Consider the following 18948-nt stretch of genomic DNA (forward strand, 5'->3'; position numbering starts at 1 on the left):
GAGTGGCAACATCTCCCGTCATCGAGCTGGTGATATCAACTCGATGGTCGGGAAGTAGGAGTTGTAACGGCCGACATCGCGCGTCAGGACTGGCAGCCTCTGAACCGCAGCTTGCGCGCCGATCAGAAGATCCGGCAGGACACCGGTCCGCGACCCGCCTGCACGGCGGTACTGCGTAAATGCTTTTCCTGCCAGAAACAGCGCAGCACGCGGGAAAGGCGTCAGAATCAGTCCCGCTTCATCGACGAACGCATCCAGTTCCTCGATATGCTCATAGCGGACGGCGAGCTCCGCATAAACGATGTCATTGATGAGCAATGGACCCGCGAGACTGGCCATTTCGAGCTGGTCTATCGACCAGTCGGCCCAGACCGGGTCGTTCGTTACGAGGTCGAGCAGGACGTTGGTATCGACAAGCGTCACGCATCACCGCGGGTGAGCGCCATGATCGCATCCGTGTCGAGGCCCTCTTCGGCGTCGCATTTGAAACTCTTGTTGCCTCCCGGCAACAATCCGTCGCCTTCGGCAGAGCGCCGTCGCTTTGCGATCGGCCCCGTCGCTTGTGGAACAAGCCGAAGCAGCGCACAAATGACGCACCCTATAATCGTATTTATATTAGTAACAACTTGGCAGAGGCAGCAGACATGGGCTTTGGCGTTGCCGGTATGGGCATTTTCAAAAAAACTGATTTTTTCTCGAGCGTCAGCCTGGCTACGCTGGCGCTCTGTTGCTGGCTCCCATCGGCGGCAACCGCGCGGGAATACCGGGTCGGCAACGAAACGGAATTGCGCAACGCCATCACCAGCGCGAATGGGGATGGCGACGCCAGTTCGACGATCGTCATGACGGGCAGCTTCACCATTACAACGGCGGTCATGCCGGTCCCGACGAAACCGATCACCATCGATACCAACGGGTTTGTCCTGTCGAATACCTACGATCCGGCAGCCGGCACCAGCAGAGGCACGCTCACGATCCAGCAGTCCGCCGGAGCGCTTGTCCCCGTCACCTTCTCGGGTACGCTGGTGGGAGCAAATGCCGGCGCCGCCGCCACGACAGTCGGGCAGATTGGCGTCGCCACTACTGCCACCAAACTCACCAATAATGGATCGATCCGCGGGGGAGATGGAGGTGGCGCCGGCGGCGCCGCCGCGTCGGGCGGCATCGGGGTGCGTGCGACCTTAGGCGCGTCCGTAACCAACGATGGCACTATAACGGGCGGAAACAGTGTTTCCTCGAACGGCGGAGCCGGGGTCGATTTCGGCACTCCGACCGGCGGTCCCGGCACATTGATCAACAGGGGAACGATCCAGGGCGGATCGGGACCCACGAACGGCGGAGGAAGTACCGGCGCAGGCGTCATAATGCGTGCGGGCGCCGGCCAACTTATCAACTCCGGCACGATTTCAGGTGGAACCGGAGCCGTCGCTATTGCCAGCGGCCCCGTGTCCAACCCGAATCTCGATCTGATCAATAGCGGCAGGATCCTTGCGGGCGCAGGACAGGCCAACGCGATCCTGCTGATACCATCAGCGACGAACTGGATCAAACTGGAGCTTCAAGCTGGCTCGGTGATCCAGGGCAACGTCGTCGCCAACGCGGCGGCAACCTCCGATGTTCTGCGCCTCGGCGGCATCGGCAGTGATACATTCGATGTCTCCAGAATCGGCGCTGCAGCCCAGTACCAGAACTTCGACACCTTCGAAAAAACCGGCAGCAGCACCTGGCTGCTGACCGGCGTCGGCACCGCCACGACGAACTGGACGATCTATGACGGCACGTTGCTGATCGGCGACCACAGCGCCGCTTCGAGCGTCATCGGCAATATCACCAATCTCGGCACGCTCGGCGGCAGCGGCACGATCATTGGTGACGTGACGAGTTCCGGCACCGTCGCGCCCGGCAATTCGATCGGCACACTGACGATCAACGGCGACTATACCGGTAACGGCGGCACGCTTGCGATCGAAAGCGTGCTCGGCGGCGATGCCTCGGCGACCGATCGCCTTGTCGTCACCGGCAATACGTCAGGCGCAACCAATGTGCGCGTCACCAATCTCGGCGGCAGCGGGGCGCAAACCGTCGAAGGCATCAAGATCGTCGATGTCGGCGGCACCTCGGCCGGGAGCTTTTCGCTGCTCGGCGACTTTGTCTTCCAGGGCGATCAGGCCGTTATCGGCGGCGCATACGCCTATCGGCTCTATCAGAACGGCATCTCGACCCCTGCTGACGGCGACTGGTATCTTCGCTCCGCACTGGTCGATCCGGCTGCGCCCGGCGCAGCCGCAGGGCCGCTCTATCAGCCCGGCGTTCCGCTCTACGAAGCCTATCCGCAACTCCTGCTCGCCCTGAACGGACTTTCCACCCTGCAGCAGCGCGTCGGCGACCGCTACTGGAGAGACGACGGCAAGGCGACGCCCGCGAGCCGCCCCGACAACATCTGGCTGCGCACCGAGGGCGCACATGCGAGGCTCGAGCCTGACAGCAGCACCACCGTCGACAGCTACGACTACGATCTGTTCAAGCTGGAGGGTGGCCTGGATGGCGAGCTCTATCAGGACCAGAGCGGCCGGCTGATCGGCGGCCTCACCGTCCATTACGGCACCATCTCCGGCGATATCGACTCTCTCTACGGCAATGGCGATACCGATACGACCGGACTCGGGTTTGGCGCGACACTGACCTGGTATGGCGATAACGGCTTCTATGCCGACGCGCAGAGCCAGATCACCTGGTATGACACCGACCTCAAATCCGATCTCGTCGACGGCGCCATGGAGAGCGGCAACAACGGCTTCGGTTATGCGCTGAGCCTTGAGGCCGGACGGCGCTTTGCTGCCTCCGGGCCATGGTCGATCACCCCGCAGGCCCAACTCATCTATTCCTCCGTCGATTTCGACAGGTTCAACGATCGCTTCGGCGCGCGCGTATCGCTCGATGACGGCAACAGCCTGGTCGGCCGGCTGGGCGTGGCGCTCGATCGCGAGGAGACGGTAGCGCGGGCCGATGGCCGGACGGCGCGGGCGAAGGTCTACGGCATCGCCAATCTCTACGGCGAGTTCCTGGATGGCACGGCAGTCGACGTCTCCGGCACCGGCTTCGAAAACAAGAGCGACCCTGTCTGGGCCGGCCTAACGCTTGGCGGCGCCTACACCTGGAACGACGAGCGCTATTCGCTCTACGGCGAAGTCGCCGCGAAATCCTCACTGAAGGATTTCGGCGACAGCTATGCGATTAGTGGGACCGCCGGCTTGCGGGTGAAGTGGTAGAGGCGGAAGCGGCAAATCTCCATAAATGGCGGTCTTTATTGGGTCAAAACCCCTCCCCAACCCCTCCCCACAAGGGGGAGGGGCTCACCTGGGACACCGCCTCACTCCTCCCGAAACGTCGAAAATCTGGAAAGTGGATGCGGCAGATTAAGCCCCTCCCCCTTGTGGGGAGGGGTTTGGGGCGGGGTCTTCAGCACCGCAGAGCTCGAACCTACCTCTTCACAAATTCCCTACCCCCGAACACCTCCGCAAGCACCCGCGTCCCCATATCCGCCTCCCCCTCCGAAAGCCCTGAGAACCCGAGCAGCAGCCGCGACCTGTCCGTCGAGACCACATTCATGCGCGACAGCGGCATCACCACGACACCCCTCTTCAACGCTGCAGCAGAGACCGCCGTGTCATCATCCCAGCTGCCCGTGCTCCGAACCGTGAGGTTGATCCCCTGATCCGGCAGCAGCACCGCCATATGCTCCGCCAACCGCTCCCCCAGAAACCCCGCCAGCATGTCACGCGAGGCCCTGAGCCGCTCTCGCAATCGCCGCAGATGTGCCGGAAAATAGCCCTCCTCCAGGAAATCTGCGATCACGCGCTGCTGGAAGCTCGGCGGGCAGCGGTCGACGGCGGGGCGCACGGCGCGGAAGGCGGGCACGAGATCGGCGGGGACGACGAGATAGCCGATGCGCAGGCTCGGCAGCAGCGCCTTGCTGAAGGTGCCGGTGTAGAGAACGCGGTTTGCCTTATCGAGGCCGTGCAGCGAGGCGATCGGGTGGCCCTGGTAGCGGAATTCGCTGTCGTAATCGTCCTCGATGATCCAGCAGTCGTTCTCTTCGGCATAAGAGAGCAGCCCGAGACGGCGCGAGAGCGAGAGGACGGAACCGACCGGATACTGGTTGGAGGGCGTCACGTAAAAGGCGGCGGGCGGCCGCAGCGTGCCGTCGAGCAGCCGGTTGATGTCGATGCCGTCAGCGTCGACCGGCAGGCCGACGACCTCGACGCCGTTCAGAACAAGGCATTGCCGGGCTGGCGGATAGCACGGGTCTTCGACGACGGCCGTATCGCCAGGCGTCATCAGCACGCGGAAGGCAAGGTCGAGCGCCTGCTGTGTACCCGCCGTGATAAAGATCTGCTCGCGCGCGCAGCGCACCCCGCGCGAGACGGCGAGATGGGCGCTGATCGCCGCTCTCAGCCGCAGGTCGCCCTGAATGTCGCCATAGCCTTCGAAAGCATAGTTCATATGCCTTGTCGCAATGCGGTTCAGAAGCCGCGCCGTGCGCTCGTCATGGGCGATGCGGCCGGTGACGAATGGCAGCGCCTTCTGCGGCTCCAGGCTCGGCCCGCGTGTCAGGATATTGGTGGCAGCGGCCGAAACGCCGCGCCGGATCGGCTGCGCGCTGCCTGCCCCGGCGGGATCGATCCGCGTCGCACCTTCGGGAACGGAAGAGGCGATATAGGTGCCCGAACCGTGGCGGGCGACCGCAAAACCCTCCGACATCAGGATTTCATAGGCTTCCGCGATGACGCCGCGCGAAATGCCCCATTCCGTTGCGGCAAGCCGCGTCGAGAGCAGCCGCTGCCCGCCGGCTAGCCGCCCTTCCGCAACGGCATTCCGTAACGAGAGGTAAAGCTGCCGCGGCAAGGGCGCCGATGACGAGGGATCGATATCAGGCCGGAATACCGCCGATGGCGCTTCGCGTCTTCTCACAATCGTCACCGGCTCTCCCACAGCCATTCAAGCGGCTCATTCCCGTGGTTCATCGCATTCCGCAATCCAAGTGGCCCACAGGATCACAGCAAAGTGGCTCTGTAAAATAGGGAAAACTTGCATCTAATGTAAGCCACTTTCTAACCGGGATTCGCATCGCATTGCCTTACGGAGATGACATGAACAAACCAGCACTCGACGTGCCCTATTTCAGCCAGTGGGAAACGCCCGAGATGACCCTGCCGGTGCTGGCCGAAGGGGCTGCTGCCCTGCACCGCGACCCGCTCTGGAAGAATTCAGGCGCCGAGACGATCGAGGAATATGCGCGCTGGGCGGTCAATGTCTGCGGCATGGCCTGCCTGAAGATGATCCTGGCCGCTCGCGGCGAGGCCCATCCGATCCTCTCGCTCGCAAGGGCCTGCACCAGCTATGGCGGCTATGTGGTCAACGAGGGGGACGCTTCGATCAAGGGCCTGATCTATGCCCCCTTCGTGACCTTCGTGCGCGAGCGCTTCGGGCTTGCGGCCGATGTGAGGACACAGGTGCCGGCGGAAATCATTCCCGAGATCCTCGCGGAAAACAGCTTCTTCATCGCCTCCGTCAGCAGCGCCATCCGCTGGCCGGAGCGCGAACCGCCTGGCAAGGGAGGCCATCTGGTGCTGGTGACGGCGGCGGATCAAGAGAGCGTCCGCTTCCACAATCCTTCAGGCCATGACCGCGCCAGCCAAGCTGATGTCACCCTGCCGCTTGCCACGTTCGACCGCTTCTTCGCCAACAGAGGCATCGCCGTCGGCTTTTAGAGGCTTTGTTTTCGCGCAATTCCGGACGCAAAAACCGCTGCACACTTTTGCTGGAATTGCTCACTTTTCAAGGAGATTTTGATGAGCCCTTCCCCATCCAGGCTGCGCATTGCCGTGCTTTTCGGCGGCCGTTCCAGCGAGCACGACGTTTCCGTCATGTCGGCAACCAATGTGATGCGCGCGCTCGACCCGGAAAGATACGACGCCCTGCCGGTCTTCGTCACTCGCGAAGGCCGCTGGCTGCAAAGCCGCATGACCGGCGGCGAACTTGAGAAGCCGGAGACCGGCACCGAACTCTGCCTCGTGCCCGGCGGGCGTGGCCGCCTGCTGGCGATCGCGCCCGATGGAAAGACCACTGAGGCCGGCAGGATCGGCATCGTCTTCCCGGTGCTGCATGGGCTGCATGGAGAAGACGGCGCGGTTCAGGGCCTCTGCCAGGTGGCGCGCGTGCCGCTTGCCGGCTGCGGCATTCTGGGCTCGGCAACGGCGCTCGACAAGGATATCGCCAAGCAGCTGCTGAAGGCCGCCGGCCTGCCGGTCGCCCGCTCGGTGACGCTCCATCAGGAGAGCCCGCCGGCGCTCGAAACCCTCGAAACGGAACTCGGCCTGCCGCTCTTCATCAAGCCGGCCCGCCAAGGCTCCTCGGTCGGCGTGCGCAAGGTCTCCGGCAGCCAGGAATTCGCCCCGGCGCTGGAAGAAGCCTTCAGCCACGACCGCAAGCTCATCGCCGAGGAATTCATCGCCGGACGCGAGATCGAATGCAGCGTGCTGGAAGATGTAAAGGGCGGCCTCTTCGTCTCCCGCCCCGGCGAGATCGCGCCTGCCGAAAGCCACGGCTTCTACAGCTACAACGCCAAATATATAGACGAGAACGGCGCGGCCCTGAAAGTGCCCGCCGAACTGCCCGCCGACGTAGAGGAGAAGATCCGCGCCACGGCCGCCCGCGCCTTCCGCGCGCTCGGCTGCGACGGCATGGCCCGCGTCGATTTCTTCCTGATGGAAGACATGCGCTTCGTCGTCAACGAGGTGAACACCATCCCGGGCTTTACCGATATCAGCATGTATTCCAAGGCGATGGCCGCAAGCGGTGTGGCTTACGCCGAGGTGATCGACAGGCTGGTGGAGCATGGGCTGGCGCGCGGGGCGTGAGCACCGACCGTAAGAAAAGGCCCCTCCCCAACCCCTCCCCACAGGTGGGAGGGGCTAACCTGCGGCACCGCCTCGCACCTCCCGAGACGTCGAAAATGTGGAAAGCGGGTGGGGCAGGCTAAGCCCCTCCCCCTTGTGGGGGTCCGAAGGACGGGTCGAGACCCGTGGCTCGACCCTGGTTACGGTTGGGAGGCGTTTTAGTTCAGCCCACCGAGGCTGCCGCCGTATAGCTCCGCCAACATCCGACGAGAGCCAACGGGCAGCCATTCAAGGCATCGCCAACGACATTGTCCTCAGCACTGCCGGTTAGGCTTGTTCCGATCTCGTAGCCGCCAAACGCCTTCTTCAGCCGCCCCGGCACTCCGAGAAGACCCCAAACCTCGGGCTCTCTCAAGCCGCAACGTCGCCGATCAGCGAGCCCGCCGGAATATTCCATTCCTTACTAAGCTTTCGAATCTGGTCCAGGTTGATTTCCCGTTTGCCGTTTAGAAGATCGGATGCTCGCGCTTTGGAGCCGATGACCGCCACCAGGTCGGCGCGACTGTAATTGTTCGCGGCCATCACCGACTTGATTACCTCGACCGGACTCGCAGCCGGGATCGGATAGTGCCTCGCTTCATACTGTTCGATCAGAAGGACGAGCGCGTCGAAATGAGCGGCTTCATCGGATCCTTCATCGGGTTCGTTCTCGAAATAAGGCCGGACTTCCTTCAACGCGGCATTATATTCATCCTCACTCCGAAGCGTCCGAAAAGCTTTCAAATCCAACATAATCGATTTCCTTCACCTCAGAGATCTTTCACGTCGATCGCATCGTATTCAGCGTGGGTCCCGACAAACAGAACGAAAATCCGTTTTGATCGAAACGCTACCAGCCCCACGATGCGATACTTGTTGCCGCCAACGTCGAAAATAACCTTGTTGCCGGCGACAATATCAGCCGAGTTGAACGTCTTCTTCAGCTCGCTGAAATTGCTCCAATTCGCCTTGGATGCGGTGGCATACCATTCCGTCATTGCAGCTTCAGCAGTCTCTCTGGGCACCCCTTTCGGCAGGCCATTCCAAAAATTGACCAGGGCGGACTTAGCGATAACGTTCACTCCCACTCCTATCTAGCGTGTTCCCAATCTGGAAACAAGTCCGAGATTCCCAATTTGGAAACTTTATCGGTGCATCACTTCAACTAACACCAACGAAATGGTAGTTTAAGCCACAGATCAATCGCAAACGCGCATTGGCGACACGATATCATTTCCACGCTGGCTCGTTCTTCTTCTCGTAGTCGCCAAACGCCTTCTTCAGCCCGCCCAGCACTTCGGCGGCGGTCTCGAACATGGCCTTCAGCTGCGGCTCGTCGACCTTTTCGATGTCTGCGCGCAAATGATCCATGATTTCCTGAAGGCGCAGCTGCATTTTCTGGGTGTGGTGACGCGGATCGCGATCGGCTTCGCTGGCCATTGGTATTCTCCTATGGTGCGTGTTTCGACGAACCGCCAATCCGTTTGACGGTTGCAGATCAAACTCTTTGCCTCTAGTCTCGGTTCCCGATATCGCTTTTCGAGAATGAGGGTTATTTGTGGTGATCGATGGAACATCAGGATCTTCTTTCCGGCTTTATCCGCCTCCATGTCCTGCATCACGCGGCCGAAGGCGATCTTCATGGTCTGTGGATGATCGAGGAGCTCGCCCACCACGGCTACAAGGTCTCCGCCGGGACGCTCTATCCGATGCTGCACGCCATGGAGAAGAAGGGATATCTCACCTCGCGAATGGAGCGGGTGGGCCGGACGCGCCGGCGGATATACAATGCCACGCCCTATGGGGTGGCGGCCCTGAAGATCGCCAGGGAAAGAGCCAGGGAGCTGTTTCGTGAGGTCGTCGGCGCAGGCAATTCATGAAGAAGCGGTCAGCCAGCCGCTGGGAACGCCCGGCGAAGTCTTTTTCGCGTTCCTGAAGCTCGGGCTCACCTCGTTCGGAGGCCCGATCGCCCATCTCGGCTATTTCCGCCACGAACTGGTCGTCCGCCGCAAATGGATCGACGAAGCCGGCTACGGCGATCTCGTGGCACTCTGCCAGTTCCTCCCCGGCCCAGCCTCGAGCCAGGTCGGCTTTTCCCTCGGCCTGTTGCGCGCAGGCCCGCTCGGCGCTTTGGCTGCCTGGGCCGCCTTCACATTGCCGTCCGCAATCCTGCTCGTCGCTTTCGCAATGGCGGCGACCGCTTTCGATGGGCCGACGGGAGCCGGCCTGTTGCACGGGCTGAAGATCGTGGCTGTCGCGGTCGTGGCGCAGGCGGTCTGGGGAATGGCCAAAAGCCTGACGCCCGACCGGGAGCGTGCGGGCATCGCGCTCGCCGCCGTCCTCATCGTCACCTTCTCGGCAGGGGCGATCGGTCAGATCGCCGCAATCTCCGTTGGCGCCCTCGCCGGCCTCGCGCTTTGCCGCAACGGCCCGGTCACGGGCGAGACGCACCTGTCCTTCCGGGTTTCCCGCTCGTTCGGCATTGCCAGCCTTCTCGCCTTTTTCGTCCTGCTTGCCGCCTTGCCGGTTATCGCCTCGGCATCGGGTTCCCACGGCCTGTCGCTTTTCGACGCCTTCTACCGCTCAGGCTCGCTGGTCTTCGGCGGCGGTCACGTCGTCCTGCCTCTGCTGCAGGCCGAAGTGGTCAATACCGGCTGGATGTCGAACGATACATTCCTCGCAGGCTATGGCGCCGCCCAGGCGGTTCCGGGGCCGCTGTTCACCTTCGCCGCCTATCTCGGCGCAGCCATGGGGCCTGCTCCGAACGGTCTTCTCGGCGCAGCCATTGGCCTGATCGCGATCTTTCTGCCGGGCTTCCTGCTGCTGCTCGGTGCCCTGCCCTTCTGGGACAGCTTTCGCAAACGCCCGACGGCGCAGGCTGCGATGCGCGGCGCCAACGCCGCCGTCGTCGGCATTCTCGGGGCGGCGCTCTACAGCCCCGTATGGACCAGCGCCATTCTTTCGCCGCGCGATTTTTCGCTCGCGCTTGCCGGCTTTCTGCTGCTCACCGTCTGGAAAGCCCCGCCATGGATCGTGGTCGTGCTCCTGGCGGCCGCCGCCATGATCCTGAACCTTGTCTGAAGGAGGAATTGCTATGGCCACTGTCAGCGTTCGTTACATCGTCGACGACGTCGACGCCGCGATTGCATTCTATACGCAGTCGCTCGGCTTCGCGCTCACCATGCATCCGGCTCCGAGCTTCGCCATGCTCACCAGAGGCGATCTTCGCCTGCTGGTGAACGGCACGACCGGGCCAGGCGGCGCATCCCAGCCCATGCCGGATGGACGCCGCCCCGAACCCGGCGGCTGGAACCGCATCCAGATAGAGGTCGACAATATCGAAGACGAGGTCGCACGCCTGAAGACATCGGGCGCCAAATTCCGCAACGATATCGTGGCCGGGATGGGCGGCAAGCAGATCCTCGTCGACGACCCCGCGGGCAATCCCGTCGAATTGTTCGAGCCGCCGAAGAAGTAGCGCGTTTGCAGCCAAGGCACTTTCCGGCAGCTCTTAACGTTCTGCGGACCTGGCTTCATAAAACCGTCATCGAGCCTTGGCATAGCTTTATCGATTTCCGATATCGCGTCCGAGGGGGACTGATGCAAGACGGAATGTATCGCGTGCTCTTTCTATCGCGCCGCAATTCCGCGCGCAGCGTGATGGCTGAAGCCATCTTGAACAAGATCGGCAAAGGGCGGTTCAAAGCCTTCAGCGCTGCCGTCGATCCGGCGCCGATGATCGAGCCGGCCGTCCTGGAGCTGCTGCGGAATACCGACTACCCGATCGAAGAGCTGACGCCGCGGCATTTCAGGGCGTTCGCGGATGCTGGCGCCGCAGAGCTGGATTTCGTCTTCACTCTCAGTGATACCGCCGCCGGGGAAGCGCTTCCGGAATGGCCCGGCCTGCCGATTACCTCCCATTGGCGCTGCCCTGACCCGGTCCTCGCCGAGGGCGAGCCCTGGGAACGCAAGCAGGCCTTCATGCAGGTGCTTGCCGGCCTGGAACGCCGCCTGAACATCTTCATCAACCTGCCCTTTGCCTCGCTGGACCGGATGAGCCTGCAGCACCAGATCAAGGGCATCGGTGATTCAGACACGGCTTAGGCTCCAACGAAACGGTCAATAGCACGAGCAGTCGTGGACGGGCTGACATCTGGCATTCCTGTTCAGACGGCCTCGGCCTTAATGCCAACAGCAGCCCCCTCGTCATCCGGATGTAGTTTTACAGAAGTACGTCCTTGTCGGAACTATTCCAAAAGCAACAAAGGAGACGCGCCATGACTGACATCGACACCAGCAAATTGTCCTGGGACGAATGGGACGAATTGCAAAATCCGCCGCCGGCGGAAACCGATTTCGATCGTGTCGTCGAATCGGCTATTTCGCGCCGCGGCTTCCTCGGCGGCATCCTGGCCGTCGGTTCGGCCGCCGCTGCCATGGGTACGCTCGGCAATCTTGCGAGCTCCACTTCGGCTCAGGCGCAGGAAGCCGCGTCCCGCTTCGCCTTCAAGCCGATCCCGGTCTTCACCGACAACACCGTGCATGTCCCCGAAGGTTATGTCTGGAAGCCGCTTGCCAAGTGGGGCCAGCCGCTGTTCTCCAACGTTCCGGATATCGATCCGGTCAACGGCGTCAGCGTCGAAAACTCGGACAAGGTCTTCGGTGAAAACACTGACGGCATGGAATTGTTCGTGATCGGCGACCATCAGGTCATTGCCGTCAACCATGAATATGTGAACAACGAAATCAATCTTCCGCATAATGAAAAGGGCATGCCGAAAAGCGCCGACGACGTGAAGATTCTGCAGAACCTGCAGGGCGTCACCGTCATGGAAGTCGCCGAAGGTGAGCATGGCTGGGAAATCGTCGTCGACAGCCCGTTCAATCGCCGCATCCACCACAATACGCCGATGAAGCTCTCCGGCCCGGCCGCCGGCTCCGATCTCGTCAAGACCGCAGCAGATCCGGCGGGCACCGACTGTCTCGGGACCTTCAACAACTGCGGCGCCGGCAAGACGCCGTGGGGCACCTATCTGACCTGCGAAGAGAACTTCAACGGCTACTTCGGCACCACCGCCGCCGACTTCAAGATGCCCGACGACTACAAGCGCTACGGCATTACGGCCGAGACCCGCTACGGCTATGAGAAGTTCGATGAGCGCTTCGACGTTTCGAAAAACCCGAACGAACCGCGCCGCGCCGGCTACGTCGTCGAAATCGATCCATCGGACGCTTCCTCGACGCCGATCAAGCGTACGGCGCTCGGCCGTATCAAGCATGAGAACGCCGCTGTCGTGATTGCCCGTGACGGTCGCGTGGTTGTCTACATGGGCGACGACGAGCGTGGCGAATTTCTCTATAAGTTCGTCTCCAACGGCATCTATGTTCCCGGCGGCGATACTTCCAAGCTGCTCGAAGACGGCACGCTCTCCGTCGCCAAGTTCTCCGACGACGGCAATGGCGAATGGCTGGCACTCACGCCGGAATCAACAGGCATGAAAATGGACGAGATCTGCGTCTTCACCCGCCAGGCCGCCTCCAAGGTCGGCGCCACCACCATGGACCGTCCGGAATGGGTCGCCGTCAATCCTGTCGCGATCGAAGCCTATTGCGCGCTGACCAACAACACCAATCGTGGCGTGAAGAAGAATGCCGGCGGCGACGAAATGCCGGTCGGCGGCGCCAACCCGCGCGAGAAGAACCAGTACGGCCAGATCGTGCGCTGGTATCCGGAAAACGACGATCACGCCGATGGCAAGTTCAAGTGGGACCTGTTCGTCATGGCCGGCAATCCGGACGTTCACAAGGACACCTATGCCGGCTCGTCGAATATCAACTCCGGCAACATGTTCAACTCCCCTGACGGCATGATGTTCGATTCGACCGGTCTGCTATGGATCCAGACGGACGGTGAAGACACCAACGAAGGCGACTTCCTCGGCCAGGGCAACAACCAGATGCTCGCCGGCGACCCGGCGACCGGTCGCATCGAACGTTTCCTGACCGGTCCGAAAGGCTCGGAGGTCACCGGCCAGACCTGGTCCGCCGACAAGCGCACCCACTTCGTCGGCATTCAGCACCCCGACGCTCCCTTCCCGGACGGCGAAGGCAAGCTTCCGCGCTCCACCATCATTGCGATCAAGCGAGACGACAACGGGCTTGTCGGGTAACCGATAAGTGTCGACAAAGACCTGGGGGCGCCGGCCTTGGCGCCCCTTCCGGCTCAGGCGGCGCGGTTTGCCGTAACGGCAGGTCGTGCGGCGGCGATCTGGAAGCGCGAAACGATCTCTTCCAGCGCCAGGACCTGCTCGTTGAGCCCCTTGCAGGCCGAGTTGGTTTCCGCCGCCATGGCGGAATTGCGCTGGGTCACCTCGTCCATTGCATGAACGGAGCTGTTGATTTCGCGGATCGCCGAGGACTGCTCGTTTAACGATGTGACCACCGCCTGGATCAGTTGCCCGACATGCTGCACCTTGGTTTCGATATGGGAGAGCGCTTCGCCGGTGCGGTTGACGAGCGCCACGCCCGAGCCGACCTGGTCCGACGATGTCGAGACCAGAACCTTGATCTCCTTGGCGGCATTGGCCGAGCGGGAGGCAAGTTCGCGCACTTCCTGCGCCACGACGGCAAAACCCTTGCCGGCTTCGCCCGCGCGGGCTGCCTCGACGCCGGCATTGAGCGCCAGAAGGTTGGTCTGGAAGGCGATGTCGTCGATGACGTTGATGATCGAGCCGATCTGGTCCGACGAACCCTCGATCCGCTGCATTGCCGCTATTGCCTCACGCATCAACTCGGTGCATTTCAGCGCAGCCTTGCTGGTCTCGTCGGTCACCTGGCTTGCCTCGGCCGATTGGGACGAGGAATTGCCGATGGCCGAGGTGATCTCGGTGAGTGCAGCCGATGTCTCTTCGATGGTCGTTGCCTGCTGCTCGGTCCGCTTCGACAGCGCCTCCATGGCGCCGGCGATATCCTGTGAAGAATGGCGCAGCGTGCTGGTCGCGCCGGAGACGGCGTCGATCGAGCCGGACAGCGTGTCGACACTGGCATGGAAGGCGGCACGGAGCTCTTCGTAGGCGGATGAGAACCTGGTATCGATATGGAAGCCGAGATTGCCGCGTGACAATTCATCCAGTGCGCGGGTGAGCGAATGGATCACCTCGTCACGCGCGGCTTCCTCGCCAGCGCGCTCGGCGGCCAACTGGCGTTGGCGGGCGACTTCGGCTTCCTTGGCCTCCGCTTCGCGCAGGTGGCCTTCGCGGCGCTCGAGCGAATTGGTGCGGAAGACGACGACGGCTTGCGCCATCTGGCCGATCTCGTCGCTGCGCTCGGCGAAGGGCACCTCCTGCGAGAAGTCGCCATTGGCAAGGCCGCTCATATAGCGCCTCATGCCATCGATCGGCAGGATGGCGCGGCGGCGGAAGAAATAGAGCCCGGCAAGCAGCAGCAGGAAGGACGCGAGCGAAGCCGCCGCGGCGGCCGAGGTCCATGTCATGATCTCGTCGGCAGCATTCTTCTCCTGACCCTTGAGATAGGTATCGGAATTGACCACGAGCTTTTCGACTGCATCCTGATGTTCGTGGAACGCGGTCCTGAGCTTCACCATCGGCCCGGTTGCAGCGCCATCCTGCTTCGCCTTGAGTGCCGGGATGACGTCCTCTTCCATCACCTTCCAGAAGATGTCGCCCTTGGCCACCACTTCCTTGTTGAGCTCGTCCTTGAGCGGCTGCGGCAGGCCGGTCGTCTGCCAATAGGCGCGGCGATCCTCATAGGCTGCCTTCAGCGTCGCGATCTTGGCGAGATTGGCATCTACAAGATCGGGAAAGTCGTTCGCCTCATGCGACAGCATGTAGGATTCGACTACGAAGAGCGGCGGCGGCAGGATATCGGCGATCAGGTCTTTGCCGTAGACGATCTGCTCGTAGATCGGTCCGTTGACCTTGAGCCGTCCAAGGGCTGCCTGCTGCAGCCCGAAGGACGCGAACATGCCGACGGAGACGGCGATGCCCACGACGGCGAGATTTCTTGCAATGGTGAGCTTCATGATGAATCCCTGAAGATGCGGCACCCGGCGTTACGCGCTCCACCCACCTCCTGGGCGAGCACATCTTCAGACTTTAATATTGCATGGTAAATAAATAGTCTCGAATGCCACCTTGTTATTTGACAAAACCAAGGCCGGAAATGTTGTTTGTCAAAAACAACAGATTTTATAGCAAAGACAAAATGCATCTCACACCTTCATGGGAGCAGATCCCATGACTCTATTGTCACCTCCCAATTTCCGATAGCATAACCGGCTCGACTTCGAGGATGAGCATTTGGGCCTGCTTTCAACTTGCTTTCGAGGCCGCAACTTCGAAGGCGGCGGCCACGGGCTCGGGAATTGGCAGGCATGGTTAAGGTCGGGCCGGCTCTCACGCGGCAGCAAGTTGAGGAGCGCGCGGCAGCGTGATCGCAAAGACGACCAGGCCAAGGAGCGTCAAGAGGAACCCGGCCCAGACCGCCGAGAGAAGACCGAACCCCGCCGCGATCGCCGCTCCGCCGGCCCAGGCGCCGATGGCGTTGGCAACGTTGAGGGCTGCCAGGTTCATGGCGCCCATCAAGGTCGGTGCTTCCGGCGCAAAGCTTGTCAGCCGCACCTGGATCGTAGGGATGGCAATCATCATCGTAGCGCCGACGCCGAAGAGGCCGATCATCAGCAGCGCGACATTCCCTCCTGATAAAGCGAGGACCGCCAGTACGACGAGCGCACTGCCGAAGCCGACGACGAGCCCCAACGAAGGATGGCTGTCGGCGATCCGTCCGCCGATAAGGTTCCCTGCCGTCATGCCGATCCCGAAGAGGGCCAGCGCCAGCGGGATCCATGCTCTGTCGATGACCGCGACATCCGTCACGAACGGTCCGATGAACGTGTAGACGGCGAAGATGCTTGCGACGCCGAGGGCGGCGACAAGCATCATGATCCAGACGGAACCTCGGCGGAGCGAACTCAGTTCCTGCGCGATCGGCCCGCCGTCCAGCACCTCGGTCCGCGGCACCCATGCCCAAAGGGCCAGAAGCGCCAGCACGCCGACACCGGCAACGGCGAAATAGGTGTTCCGCCAGCCGAGGTTCTGGCCAAGAAAGGTGGCGAGCGGCGAACCGATAATTGTGGCAACGGTCAGTCCGGTCATCACGAGGGCAAAGGCCTTGCCGCCATGCCCAGGTCCCACGATGTAGGAGGCGACGACGGCACCGGCACCGAAATAGGCGCCCTGCGGCATGCCGCTGATGAAGCGGGCAAGCGCGAACATGCCGAGATTGGCTGCAAGCGCGGAGAGCACATTGCCGATAATGAAAAGGCCGAGCAATGCCAGAAGCAGGCTTTTCCGGTTCAGCCGGGCAGCAGCAAGCGTGACAAGCGGCGCACCGATCACCACCCCGAACGCATAGGCCGTAATCGCATTCGTTGCCGCCGGTATGCTGATTTCAAGGCTTTCGGCAAAGAGCTGCAGAACGCCCATGCTTGCGAATTCGGATGTGCCGATACAGAAGCTTCCAAGCGCCAGCGCAAACAGCGTCAAACCGCGACGCCGGTGTTGGGCCGCATCTGTGCAATGGATCGCTACCGTCTTGCATTGCGGTTCGAAGGCCTTTTGGAACATGTGTCACACTCCTGTAGGCGGCGGGCCGCAGTGTCCTAGTTCGACGGCGCGGCCGCACTGGTGATGAAGTCCGCCACGTCCTGCGGATGCGAAAGCATCACGGCATGGCTGGACTCGACCTCGACGACCTTCGCTCCGGCCCGCGCGGCCATGGAGCGTTGCTGGCTGGGCGGGATCATGTGGTCGTTCTTCGTCACCATGAAATAGGTGGGCTTTTCCTTCCACGCCGGCGCGGTGATTTTGGTCTGCACGGCGCCGAGCCCCCAGGGAACCTGGGATTCGGCCATGAACTTTGTCTTGGCGGGATCGACATCGGCTGCAAAGGATGTCGGGAATTTGGCAAAGTCTACCAGCAGGAACCCGTCGCTTGGCGGAAGCAGCGGCGCCTTGTCTTCGCCGGGCGTCGGCGCCGTGCCGATGTCGTAGACCGACTCTCCTGCTTGAAGCGCGTATGCGGCGAGGTAAACCAGGCTCTTGACCTTTGGCAGGCTGCCGGCCTCGGTAATCACGGCCCCGCCATAGGAATGGCCGACAAGGACGACCGGCTTGCTGGCCCGGGCGATGACCTGCCTGGTGGCATCGACGTCACCCTGCAGGGTAATCGTCGGATTCTGGACGGCCAGAACCTCGTAGCCGTCGGCGGAAAGGATGTCGTAGACCTGCTGCCAGCCCGAAGCATCGACGAAGGCGCCGTGCACGAGCACGATCGACACAGGCTTGTCGGCTGCGTGGCCGACGACGGCGGAAGCGGTTGTGATCATGGCAGTGAGCAATCCTGTTATTGCGCTTTTCATCGGAATTCTCTCCAGGGTTAATCGACCTCGATCGGGTCGAGAGTGATCGGTGTTCGGTCGGCGAGATCGCCGATCCTGGCGGCATAGTCCTTGAAGTGCGGCGTATCGCGATGCGCGGCGACGGCCGCGTCATCGACATAAAGCTCATCGAGCACGAAGCGGTCGGGGTTGGCCTTGTCTCGCCAGATATCCCACCGCAGATTTCCGGGCTCGGCCCGGCTATGCACCCGCATTGCCGAAAGAAACGCTCCGAGTTCGGATGCCTTACCGGGGTGCCCGGTCAGTATCCCCACGGTCTTCACGCGCGTGGACATGGTTCATTCCCATCGTGGATGCGGCTCATCACGCCCGGTCCTTCAGAGCAGCGAGCAACTCTTTTGCCAGCGGTCCCGCCGAGGCGGGATTCTGGCCGGTGATGAGGCGGCCATCGACGACAACGTGAGGCTCCCAGTTGGATGCCGACGAATACTCGGCGCCCTCCCCCCTCAATGCGTCCTCGAGTTCGTAGGGCACGTCATCTCGGGCGTAGTCATATTCCTCCTTCTTCGAGAAGGACGTGAGCTTCTTGCCGCGCACGAACGGCGTGCCATCGCCGAGATCCACGCCGAGCAACGAGCACGGACCGTGACAAACGGCGCTCACCAGCTTGTCCGTGCTCCAGGCGCGCACAACAGCCCTCTGGACGTCTGCGTTGCGCTGGATATCGACCATCGGCCCGAGACCGCCGGGGATCAGGATGGCGTCGTAGTCGGCGGCGTCCACCTCGGCGAGCTTGCGGCTGTGATTGAGGCGACGGAAGGCTTTGCTCTCGAGAAATCCCTTCTGAGCAGGATCCTTCTCGTCATAGGCGTCATACGGCGTCCATCCGCCTGCGGGTGAGGCAAACTCGATTGCGATCCCGGCCTTGTCGAGCACATCGAAAGGATGAGCGACCTCGGCGAAAAAGAAGCCGGTCTTGCGACTGTGCGGCCCGATCACGGCTGCGTTGGTGACGATGAAAAGGACATGTTTTGTCATGGCTTCCCCCTAATTGAACGATGATACATCCGGGATTCGGGCTGCGGTCGTTCCGCAATCCCCGTCGCAATCCCATCAAGGCGACCTCACTCGTTTTGAGGTCACTCGCTTACCGTGTCTCCGGGCCGCGACGCGTGAAACGGCCTGGCGGCATTCCTGTCTCGATCCACGACCGCGTCACCGCCGCTGGCCTTGCCGGACACCTGGTCCCTGCTCCTCACTTGCGCTTGCCAAGTCACAGCCTGCCCGAGCTCGAGCATGCTCGAGCACGACAAAGATATCGGTGCCGCCGAATTCTATTAATGATATCTTAAATACTTGGCCGCCTGGGCAGCCACTGTGTTTCTTCCGAACCAATCAGGGCCACACCCAGTACGCAGGACTATCAATGCTGGGGGGACCAGGATCTTTACTTACCCAGGCAGTCTACATGCGATTGCGATCTGCTGTCGGTTAATTATGGTAAAATCTTGTTGTGAACCGCTGCGAGCCACGCCAGCTCTTCGACGACGAGGACGGCGAGACTTTCTCTTTGATCTGGCAGCCTTCATCGAA

18 protein-coding genes are annotated in these 18948 nt (G+C 61.8%); 8 read left to right on the forward strand and 10 right to left on the reverse strand.

The annotated features are described in order from the left end of the window. Positions 1-18: 18 nt before the first annotated feature. Positions 19-423 carry a type II toxin-antitoxin system VapC family toxin gene (locus tag JNB85_RS24390; RefSeq protein ID WP_220336866.1) on the reverse strand — a complete coding sequence of 135 codons (405 nt, stop codon included), beginning with the start codon at positions 421-423 and terminating at the stop codon, positions 19-21. A 221-nt stretch (positions 424-644) separates the two neighbouring features. Here JNB85_RS24390 and JNB85_RS24395 point away from each other — a divergent pair, with 221 nt between their 5' ends. Further along, entirely contained in the window at positions 645-3269 is a 2625-nt protein-coding gene (locus JNB85_RS24395; RefSeq protein WP_223216595.1) for an autotransporter family protein, read from the forward strand. A gap of 211 nt (positions 3270-3480) precedes the next feature. On the opposite strand, the gene pdxR is transcribed toward JNB85_RS24395, so the two are convergent. Then, complete coding sequence (pdxR, locus tag JNB85_RS24400) at positions 3481-4980, reverse strand: MocR-like pyridoxine biosynthesis transcription factor PdxR (RefSeq protein ID WP_220336867.1); 1500 nt, start codon at positions 4978-4980, stop codon at positions 3481-3483. A gap of 170 nt (positions 4981-5150) precedes the next feature. On the opposite strand from pdxR, the gene JNB85_RS24405 reads away from it, so the two are divergent. Then, the gene (locus tag JNB85_RS24405; RefSeq protein WP_220336868.1) at positions 5151-5771 is read left to right on the forward strand and encodes a C39 family peptidase; all 621 of its coding nucleotides are present in this window, start codon (positions 5151-5153) and stop codon (positions 5769-5771) included. Between the two features lie 81 nt (positions 5772-5852). Next, entirely contained in the window at positions 5853-6920 is a 1068-nt protein-coding gene (locus JNB85_RS24410) for a D-alanine--D-alanine ligase family protein (RefSeq protein WP_220336869.1), read from the forward strand. Between the two features lie 390 nt (positions 6921-7310). On the opposite strand, the gene JNB85_RS24415 is transcribed toward JNB85_RS24410, so the two are convergent. From JNB85_RS24415 to JNB85_RS24425, 3 genes are all read right to left on the reverse strand, one after another. After that, positions 7311-7691 (reverse strand): helix-turn-helix domain-containing protein, encoded by a 381-nt coding sequence (locus JNB85_RS24415; protein ID WP_220336870.1) that lies wholly within the window; start codon positions 7689-7691, stop codon positions 7311-7313. Between the two features lie 17 nt (positions 7692-7708). Then, positions 7709-8020, reverse strand: a complete 312-nt coding sequence (locus JNB85_RS24420; protein WP_220336871.1) for a type II toxin-antitoxin system HigB family toxin — start codon at positions 8018-8020, stop codon at positions 7709-7711. 148 nt (positions 8021-8168) lie between these two features. After that, positions 8169-8378: a hypothetical protein gene (locus tag JNB85_RS24425; RefSeq protein ID WP_220336872.1), complete on the reverse strand. Its 210-nt coding sequence runs from the start codon at positions 8376-8378 to the stop codon at positions 8169-8171. 128 nt (positions 8379-8506) lie between these two features. Here JNB85_RS24425 and JNB85_RS24430 point away from each other — a divergent pair, with 128 nt between their 5' ends. The 5 genes from JNB85_RS24430 to JNB85_RS24450 all read left to right on the forward strand — a co-directional run bounded on the left by JNB85_RS24430 (position 8507) and on the right by JNB85_RS24450 (position 13108). Further along, the gene (locus tag JNB85_RS24430) at positions 8507-8818 is read left to right on the forward strand and encodes a PadR family transcriptional regulator (RefSeq protein WP_183824129.1); all 312 of its coding nucleotides are present in this window, start codon (positions 8507-8509) and stop codon (positions 8816-8818) included. Next, positions 8790-10019, forward strand: a complete 1230-nt coding sequence (gene chrA, locus JNB85_RS24435) for a chromate efflux transporter (RefSeq protein WP_220336873.1) — start codon at positions 8790-8792, stop codon at positions 10017-10019. Before JNB85_RS24430 ends, chrA begins: the two co-directional genes overlap by 29 nt. A 13-nt stretch (positions 10020-10032) precedes the next feature. Further along, positions 10033-10416 carry a VOC family protein gene (locus JNB85_RS24440; RefSeq protein WP_220336874.1) on the forward strand — a complete coding sequence of 128 codons (384 nt, stop codon included), beginning with the start codon at positions 10033-10035 and terminating at the stop codon, positions 10414-10416. Between the two features lie 122 nt (positions 10417-10538). Then, positions 10539-11042 (forward strand): arsenate reductase/protein-tyrosine-phosphatase family protein, encoded by a 504-nt coding sequence (locus JNB85_RS24445; protein WP_220336875.1) that lies wholly within the window; start codon positions 10539-10541, stop codon positions 11040-11042. A gap of 173 nt (positions 11043-11215) precedes the next feature. Next, a complete protein-coding gene (locus JNB85_RS24450; protein WP_220336876.1) occupies positions 11216-13108 on the forward strand; it encodes a PhoX family protein in 1893 nt (630 codons plus the stop codon). A gap of 53 nt (positions 13109-13161) precedes the next feature. Here JNB85_RS24450 and JNB85_RS30975 read toward each other — a convergent pair whose 3' ends face one another. The 5 genes from JNB85_RS30975 to JNB85_RS24475 all read right to left on the reverse strand — a co-directional run bounded on the left by JNB85_RS30975 (position 13162) and on the right by JNB85_RS24475 (position 18393). Beyond that, complete coding sequence (locus JNB85_RS30975) at positions 13162-14979, reverse strand: methyl-accepting chemotaxis protein (RefSeq protein ID WP_220336877.1); 1818 nt, start codon at positions 14977-14979, stop codon at positions 13162-13164. Between the two features lie 373 nt (positions 14980-15352). Next, positions 15353-16582, reverse strand: coding sequence for an MFS transporter (locus JNB85_RS24460; protein ID WP_220336878.1), 1230 nt, complete (start codon positions 16580-16582; stop codon positions 15353-15355). A 35-nt stretch (positions 16583-16617) separates the two neighbouring features. Beyond that, positions 16618-17376 (reverse strand): alpha/beta hydrolase, encoded by a 759-nt coding sequence (locus JNB85_RS24465; RefSeq protein WP_223216597.1) that lies wholly within the window; start codon positions 17374-17376, stop codon positions 16618-16620. 17 nt (positions 17377-17393) lie between these two features. Next, positions 17394-17690: a putative quinol monooxygenase gene (locus JNB85_RS24470; protein WP_220336879.1), complete on the reverse strand. Its 297-nt coding sequence runs from the start codon at positions 17688-17690 to the stop codon at positions 17394-17396. Between the two features lie 28 nt (positions 17691-17718). Beyond that, a complete protein-coding gene (locus JNB85_RS24475) occupies positions 17719-18393 on the reverse strand; it encodes a type 1 glutamine amidotransferase domain-containing protein (protein ID WP_220336880.1) in 675 nt (224 codons plus the stop codon). Between the last annotated feature and the right edge of the window lie 555 nt (positions 18394-18948).

Origin of the sequence: Rhizobium mesosinicum (assembly GCF_019511345.1) — a bacterium.
Lineage (GTDB): Bacteria > Pseudomonadota > Alphaproteobacteria > Rhizobiales > Rhizobiaceae > Rhizobium > Rhizobium mesosinicum.